Source organism: Enterobacter sp. R-1.6.2 (assembly GCF_035064085.1).
Taxonomy (GTDB): domain Bacteria; phylum Pseudomonadota; class Gammaproteobacteria; order Enterobacterales; family Enterobacteriaceae; genus Enterobacter; species Enterobacter asburiae_B.
Genome location: NZ_JASEYI010000018.1, coordinates 96617 through 103954, shown reverse-complemented (window position 1 = coordinate 103954; position 7338 = coordinate 96617). Strand labels below are relative to the sequence as shown.

9 protein-coding genes are annotated in these 7338 nt (G+C 43.4%); all 9 read left to right on the top strand.

Annotated features, from left to right (window positions below; genetic code table 11):
* The first annotated feature begins 106 nt into the window (after positions 1-106).
* The gene (locus tag QMN93_RS18650) at positions 107-913 is read left to right on the top strand and encodes a hypothetical protein (RefSeq protein WP_323630726.1); all 807 of its coding nucleotides are present in this window, start codon (positions 107-109) and stop codon (positions 911-913) included.
* Positions 906-2882, top strand: a complete 1977-nt coding sequence (gene traD / locus QMN93_RS18645) for a conjugative transfer system coupling protein TraD (RefSeq protein WP_007372220.1) — start codon at positions 906-908, stop codon at positions 2880-2882. Before QMN93_RS18650 ends, traD begins: the two co-directional genes overlap by 8 nt.
* Before the next feature lie 2 nt (positions 2883-2884).
* Positions 2885-3271, top strand: coding sequence for a hypothetical protein (locus QMN93_RS18640; protein WP_009654243.1), 387 nt, complete (start codon positions 2885-2887; stop codon positions 3269-3271).
* A complete protein-coding gene (locus tag QMN93_RS18635) occupies positions 3256-3906 on the top strand; it encodes a DUF4400 domain-containing protein (RefSeq protein ID WP_007372221.1) in 651 nt (216 codons plus the stop codon). Before QMN93_RS18640 ends, QMN93_RS18635 begins: the two co-directional genes overlap by 16 nt.
* 84 nt (positions 3907-3990) lie before the next feature.
* Positions 3991-4284, top strand: coding sequence for a hypothetical protein (locus QMN93_RS18630; RefSeq protein ID WP_007372222.1), 294 nt, complete (start codon positions 3991-3993; stop codon positions 4282-4284).
* A complete protein-coding gene (locus QMN93_RS18625; RefSeq protein ID WP_007372223.1) occupies positions 4281-5099 on the top strand; it encodes a thioredoxin domain-containing protein in 819 nt (272 codons plus the stop codon). Before QMN93_RS18630 ends, QMN93_RS18625 begins: the two co-directional genes overlap by 4 nt.
* 49 nt (positions 5100-5148) lie before the next feature.
* Positions 5149-5433, top strand: a complete 285-nt coding sequence (gene traL / locus QMN93_RS18620; protein WP_007372224.1) for a type IV conjugative transfer system protein TraL — start codon at positions 5149-5151, stop codon at positions 5431-5433.
* Complete coding sequence (locus QMN93_RS18615; protein WP_007372225.1) at positions 5430-6056, top strand: TraE/TraK family type IV conjugative transfer system protein; 627 nt, start codon at positions 5430-5432, stop codon at positions 6054-6056. The genes traL and QMN93_RS18615 overlap by 4 nt, the downstream gene beginning before the upstream one ends.
* Positions 6057-6296: 240 nt before the next feature.
* Positions 6297-7334, top strand: a complete 1038-nt coding sequence (locus QMN93_RS18610) for a type-F conjugative transfer system secretin TraK (RefSeq protein ID WP_007372226.1) — start codon at positions 6297-6299, stop codon at positions 7332-7334.
* The last annotated feature ends 4 nt before the right edge of the window (positions 7335-7338 follow it).

The following is a 7338-nucleotide window of genomic DNA, read 5'->3' as shown; positions in this document are numbered from 1 at the left end:
AGTGATAAAGATTTTCATGGGGACAGCATGATCTCCTGTTGCTGAAAAATCAAGCGTCTTCAATGATCACGGGTATAATAGCAACGAACCAACTTCAAGCGATGCATTGGATCAGACCCAGCCCTCACCTACCCGTCAGGCATTAAAGGAAATTCAGCTGTACCAGGATGCTGTCGATACCGGCATTCAGTCTGGTGAGGTAATTGATGATTATTCAATTTACGAAGATTATGATTCCATGTGGCAGGATGACGTGAAAGCTGATAACGATTTTGGTTACTCGGCTCATGCGGATACTTCGGCCAACATACCGGCTAACGTAAAATTTTACGATAAATTTAGTCAGCTATACGTATCTGGTCTTGAAGCGGCCAAAGAATTTCTCGTTAAATATGTTACCGACCACTCAGACGATCTTTTCATTGAATCAGGCCACTTAATCATTGCTATTGATAAAGATTTTGATGAGCGTAATTATGCTCTGCTTCAGGACTCCAACTGGTTATGGCAAAGGTTTATGGAAGCCCCAGCCCAGTATTATTTCCATCGTACTCAGAAGTGCTTATATCTCAGAAAAGAACTTAATAATGATATCGACTTGCTGATGGATGGGAAGTTTAACGATCTGCTTTACTCTGCTTTAACTGATGTTTCTGATAAAGATTACAACATTACAGATTTATGCAATGAAATGATTTCAAAAGGTATGCTGAAGCGAACCTATTCTGGAGAGCCTGTCATTGCCGTAAGCGTTGCCTTAAAGCGACGTATTGCGGATGAACTCGGCATTGATATTACTCAATTGCAGAAGATTATGCTGATGCACTTTGATTTCTATTCAAAGACCGGTGTTGACTACATTCTTCCTAATAGTGAACGAATGCATAATCAAATGGTGGATAAAGATGAGTGAGTGGAAATATAACTTACGTTGGCGCACAAATTTTGAAGGCCTTGAGACTCTTGGTTGGACAGCAGGTATAGCCGCAACTATCGGGGTTAATACACTGTTTAACATGCCATCTCTACCCTGTTACCTCTCAGTTGCAGTCCAGGCTGCTTATGGTATTCGTAGTCTCCCGGCAGCATGGGATATTTATACGCACAAACGCCGCCTGAAGCGAAAACCAAAACCACTCGTAATGGACATGAAATCATTTATCGAACAGATGATTCGTGAGCCTGACAGCTATCTTATTTGCAGAGGCTTTGAGTGGGGCCAGAATGAGGGTCAACTGGCATCTGAGTTGATAAAGCGTGACATAAAGAAATTTGTAGCCAAACCATCCAAAAATTTTATGGGCCTCGGCTGGATTCATGCGCTAGGTAAAAAAAACGAATGGATCGGAATTTCTGAAGAACTTTTATCGTTGCATACGCTTATAACTGGCACAACCGGCTCAGGCAAAACAACATATTTTAAACTACTTATTCTTCAAGCCGCACTAAAAAAACAACCACTAATCCTCATTGACCCCAAAAATGATGAAGAACTGGCTGAATGGATGAAGTTCTGTCTGGAATTGGTGGATCGCTCAACGAAATATAATTACGTTTCATTGGCGCATCCTGAAAAATCAGCTCGAATATCTCCAATTACTAACTACACTCAGGCTGGCGAGGTAGCTAACAGAATTACATCGGTTATTCAACGTGCTGATAGTACGAGCGATCCGTTTGTTTCATTTGGTATTATGTCATTAACTACGGTTGTTGAGCTGATGAAAATCTGTGAAATCAAACCGACTTTACGCAATATTAAATCACAACTGAGTGCTGACATCTCTTCATTAGCATCTCTATTGATTATGGCCATCACTAAATTCGGCCACAAGACTTTAGGAGAGTCCGATTTCGACATTATTTTACAGGCGAAAATTGACCGTTACTCGTCTAAAATTAAAGGCCCAAAAGAAATAGCAGAAATATGTGCAGACATTTACCGAAATGACATTAAAGGTAATAAAGGGAAAGGCGATACTTCAATTGAAGCCGGTATTGATATGTTCGGTCATCAGCGCGAACACTTCCAGAAAATGATTCTGAACGTGATGCCAATTCTTAGTCAACTAACTCAAGGGTTTATGTCAGAGTTGTTATCCCCTGACAGTGCTGATGAAGATGAACTGAATGATACTCGTCCAATTTCGAATATTCAGGATATCATCACTACCGGGGGAATGTTGTATTTGGGGTTAAATTCCCTTGCAGATGCTGAGACTGGATCTGCGGTCGGTTCTATTTTCCTGTCTGATATAACATCTGTTAGCTCGACTGTGTACAATTTTTTAAAACCTGGTGGTCAGGACTTGGCTTCTGTAATGGTGTTAATCGATGAAGCAGCTGAAGTTATTAATGACCAAGTTATTAAAATGTTGAATAAAACCCGTGGTGCTGGGTTCCGCTTATTTATTTCGTCGCAATCGACTTCCGACTTCGAAGCCCGTCTCGGTTCAGAAGCCAAAATGAAGCAGGTTATAACCAATACGAACCACTTTACGGCGCTACGCACACCAGATCCTGATGCCCAGGAAGCAGTCATGAAACGAGTACCACCGACAAAGTTCAAATATATTATGCGTGGTCATGGCTCCAGCGCAGGTGCAGATCCTGAACAAATCACCGGCAGTGTCGGGGAACGATTGATGGAGGAAGAAGGCGAGTTATTTCAATCTCAACTGCTAGGTTGGTTACCCAACCTCGAATGCATGGCCATAAATCAGGCTAATAAAATAGTAAAAGGTAAAGTCCCCGTCATATTAATGCCGAGGAATGAGTCCGAGTTAAGCGATGTCCGAACTATCGCTAAAAAGTACCTTTCAATCTACGAACGTCAACAAAAGGTTCGTGGTGAAAAATCACGTATCAGCGCCGAGGGGTAAATATGATTAAAACCAAAACTCTATTAAAGCGTAAAGATGATCAAGCCTCATATGACGGTTTGACCATGATCTGGCCATGTGTTGATGGCATCACTGGGCAAATGTTAGCTCTACTGAAAACCCTTACTCCTGATGAACGCGTTGGTGCAGCAGTGAGCTCCGCTATCAAAGCTTATCATCAGGACAACGAGCAGGAGCTGAATGACTGGGAGCGGCTTGCGATCTATATCATTGAGCTTGGCTTGTTCGTTTGCCGGGAACTTCAACACACGTTGAATTTCTGTGAAATTACTTCACGGATAAATCTCCCGAGAAAGCTAACCAACGAACTGATTATCCAGGCTGGGAGGAAGGCGAAGATTGGGGATATCGAATGTCTGATAAGTTGAATGAGGAAAAGTGGCCTAAGACGATAAAGACACTGATCATCTGGAGTTCGACGATTCTCCTTTTTATCTCTGTCTTCTTTCCGGTTGAGTATTTTAAGTCTAATGCTCTGAAAGAAATCGCATGGGGTCATAAAATGATAGGCGAAAAAGATTTCGTCATGGTATTGCAAAAGGCTCGCGACAATTATACTGAAGCATTTGTAAATACGGGGATTGATAAGGCGTTAAAGGATTTTTACCAGCTTCCTCCCAGCGACATGGCCAACCACGGCGGGCCACTGAAATACTTTGTTGGGCTTTTCCAGAACATTGCCGAGAACCTGAATTATTGGCTCTACATGATTATGTATCGTTTAACACTTGATATGTATTGGTTACCGTACATGGCCGTGGTCATCATCCCGTCTCTGTTTGCAGGGGTAATGCGGTGGATGGCAAAAAGATATAACTTTGGATATGCCAGTCCGTTTCTTAACCGTCGTAGCATGGTATTGATTGGCTGGGGTGTATATAGCGTTCTCCTGTCGCTTTTTATACCGTTACCTGTGCCTCCAATGATCGGGGCACTCATAATGATAGTAATGATTCCTATTGGTTCATCTCTACTTATTTCAAACCTACCAAAACGTATTTAACCTTAAGAAAAGCACCTCAATTTGCGGTGCTTTTCTTTTTCCTCAATATTTCATGTTTGTTAAATTAGCTGTGCGAGGTGATGCATGACTAATTCGAAACCATTTATTCTTTCTGCCCTGCTCTGCCTGACGTTTACCGTAGGGATGATTAGCTATTTGCTAATTTCTGATGTCCCAGAAAAAATCCGTATCCTCAATCAGAAGATCACGGCATCAACTTACCCTCAGTCACGGGATGTCCTGAACAAAGACATGGCTGAAATCATACTGCCCTATCTTAAAAAGCAAAAAGCTGCTGAGGCGTCTCAGGTCAAAGTCCAAAAGCCAAACGAAATCTATACGCCGGAACAATTGCAGCAATCAAGAGGCTACAAATGAAAAAGAACATTTTGAACTCTCTTATATTTGGAATTCCGCTCATGGTTATGGTAAGCACGGCTGCATTTTTTACTTACCAAATCGATAGACAGTCCCAACTTCTTAATGACCTAGCGATCGTTGCTGAGACTCACAAGCCCGTAGTAAACAACAAAAGCGAACTACTGGACGCATTTGCAAAATACATTAATGCAGCGGGCCTAAAACCTGAATCGCAGAAACAATCCAATGTCGGTTACCGGACTGGAAACAAACCCGATACCGCCTATGCGCCTTCTACGGACAACGAACGTATTTATGGGAACCCGGATGCTCAGTTCTATATCATTGAGTATTCCGATTTTGAATGTCAGTACTGCAAACAACATTTCCCAATCGTTATGGATCTCGTGGATTCATCACAAGGGAATATTGCGATGGTTTTCAAACATGTTCCTGTTCACGGGCAGGCTTCCCGTACTGAAGCTTTAGCAGCGGAGTGTGCTGTTGAGCAGGGAGGAAATCCATCTTTCTTCCAGTTATCTAAAGCGTTATTCCGCTACAGCCAATCTGACGGGCACGGTCTTAGCGCACCGCTAGACCAAATCGCCCGCGAAACTGGTTTAGACCCGAACCGCTTACTTGAATGTATCAATGCGGCCAGGCCGTCCAGCAAGATAGCCGACGACGTTCGTGAAGCAGGTCAGCTTGGTATCCAAAAGACCCCTACAAACATTGTTGTCTACGGTGATAAGTCAGCCATTGTTCAGGGCGCAGTAGATGGAGCAGGCCTTATGCAAATGATGGCTCAGCTTGCAGGCTCTGGTCAGAAATAGGCGCATTTTGTCGTCAATAAATCTGAAAAAATTCATATGAGAGGTCATCATGGAACCTGTTTATATTTCTCACTCGATTGACGAACCACCAAAGTTATTTTTTTGGTCGATTGATGAAGCCATGCCATTTTTCGTTGCTCTCGCGGTTGGGATTATCACTGGACGATTATTACCGATGATAATTCTGGGTGTTGTAGTTTCACGTGTTTATGGCGGTTTTCTGGCGCGAGCTTCTGAGAAATATTTTATGCACCTCTGTTACTGGAAATTCGGAGTCACATTCGGTGGTGGCACTTTTGTACCTGAATCCTTCGACCGGGAGTTTATTGTATGAATATCCATAATTTCAAAAAAGGGTTAGTTGGACTTCAGTTAGAAAACAAAAGTTTCAAGTTAATCTCTGCCTCAATGATTCTGGCAAACCTTGTACTTGGTTATGCTCTGTTAGCCAAAACACAACCCATCACTATTATTCCGCCAAACCTTACAGAAACAGCCTGGCTGGATGAAAAAGCCGCCAGCAGCTCTTATATGAAGGCATGGGCGTTATATATAGCCGACAGTTTTGGAAATGCTAACCCAGCCACTTTAGATCTACTCAAGAATTCTATCGGCCCGTTTCTTGACGCTTCAATTTACACAAAAGTTATGAAAGCAATGGACGACCAGATTGACCAAATTAAGCGCGACCGAATCTCGCTTTCTTTTAATCCGGTCGGGGTTATCACCGACCCGTTAGCAGTTGGTACTTTTTATGTCACCGGTAACCAAACTCTCGAAGGTATCACCGGCAAACCATCGACCACGCCAGTCTATTACGAGATTACTGTTAACGTAAAAGGCTACCGGCCCATTATTACGTTCATTGAGATAAAGAGTGGCAAACCGTTGCTGCCAAGTGAAGAAGATAAACACAAAGGTCAAAGGCAGAAATCTTCGGCAGCTCGAACTTCCTGACAGAATTTCGTTAGTTGATTTAACCGAGATATAAATCTTTAAGCGAGAGATTAATAAATCAGCAATCAGTAAACAAAACGGATGTGCCGAAATGAATTTTCTGATTGGTAATAGCCAATTTAAAAATGAACGTAGTGTTGCCACTTATCGGGGGGCTAAATGTTGAATAGTAAACGCATAATTATCCTGTTGCTTACCGCGTCGTCCACATTAGCGACCCATAGCGTAACGGCGGGCGAAATGTCTGTTGATCAAGGCATGGTATTTGAGCAGCCTGATGCGCAGTCGCAACCCAAAGTCACTGCAAAACTCGCCTCTCGACCAGCATCCTCAACTCAGGCAATGCTCAGCACAGAAACACGCCCATATCCTGACAACTATACACCACCAGCAAGTAACTCTATCAATGGCGGGAGTGAACCAGCTATTGATGGCCGTAATATTCAACCAGTACCTGCTGCAATTGCCAGTCCCGTTCCACTCACAAAAGAAGTCATTCCTTCTCGGCTGGAATATATCGTTGCGCCTGGCGTGAACACCCTCGTACCGATTTCGATTAACCAGATCAACCGGCTTGTTACACCGTTTGAACACCCTGTAGTGCAGAAAGTTAAACAGGAGGGTGTAACTGTAAATGTAAAAGATAACGCTCTCTACGTTTCCACCTCAGACAGTAACCCGGCAAGTCTCTATATCAGTGAGAAAGGTGACGAAAGTGTAGCGATCTCCGTGTCGTTAGTACCTCAGAAAATTGCACCGGTGCAAGCCACTCTCATGCTTTCACGAAAGCTGAACAACACGAGTACTTCTGGTGTTATGCCTGCGGCATATAACAACTATGGTGGAAGCGAAGTCAAAGCCAGGCGATGGGAACAGAAAGATAATTACATCGAGACGATTCGCAACATAATGCGAACCATCGCGCTTGGGGACATTCCACCCGGATACTCTCTGGGAAATCTCTCTTCAGGAGTTGGTATCCCGAACTGTAATTTCCGCACGGGTACTGACCAGGATCAGATTCGCTACTCCTTTGCAAATGGCCAGTATCTTCAGGGTAGTCAATTCAGTGTCATCATCGGCGTTGCACAAAACACTGGTTCATCAACAGTAATGGTTGATGAATCACTCTGCACCCATCCTCAGCTTGCAGCAAGAGCACTATGGAGTCGCAACACTCTCCAGCCTGGCCAGCGAACTGAAGCTTACTTCGTTATCCGCAACATCCAGCCAAACGAACAAGCTAACGATTCCATGCGCCCTAAACTCGCGGAGTAAAATC

Excerpts from the sequence above, each read along its gene's own strand:
- QMN93_RS18610 (WP_007372226.1), top strand. The coding sequence starts at position 6,297 with ATGTCTGTTGATCAAGGCATGGTATTTGAGCAGCCTGATGCGCAGTCG.
- QMN93_RS18640 (WP_009654243.1), top strand. The coding sequence starts at position 2,885 with ATGATTAAAACCAAAACTCTATTAAAGCGTAAAGATGATCAAGCCTCA.
- QMN93_RS18625 (WP_007372223.1), top strand. The coding sequence starts at position 4,281 with ATGAAAAAGAACATTTTGAACTCTCTTATATTTGGAATTCCGCTCATG.
- traL (WP_007372224.1), top strand. The coding sequence starts at position 5,149 with ATGGAACCTGTTTATATTTCTCACTCGATTGACGAACCACCAAAGTTA.
- QMN93_RS18630 (WP_007372222.1), top strand. The coding sequence starts at position 3,991 with ATGACTAATTCGAAACCATTTATTCTTTCTGCCCTGCTCTGCCTGACG.
- traD (WP_007372220.1), top strand. The coding sequence starts at position 906 with ATGAGTGAGTGGAAATATAACTTACGTTGGCGCACAAATTTTGAAGGC.
- QMN93_RS18615 (WP_007372225.1), top strand. The coding sequence starts at position 5,430 with ATGAATATCCATAATTTCAAAAAAGGGTTAGTTGGACTTCAGTTAGAA.
- QMN93_RS18635 (WP_007372221.1), top strand. The coding sequence starts at position 3,256 with ATGTCTGATAAGTTGAATGAGGAAAAGTGGCCTAAGACGATAAAGACA.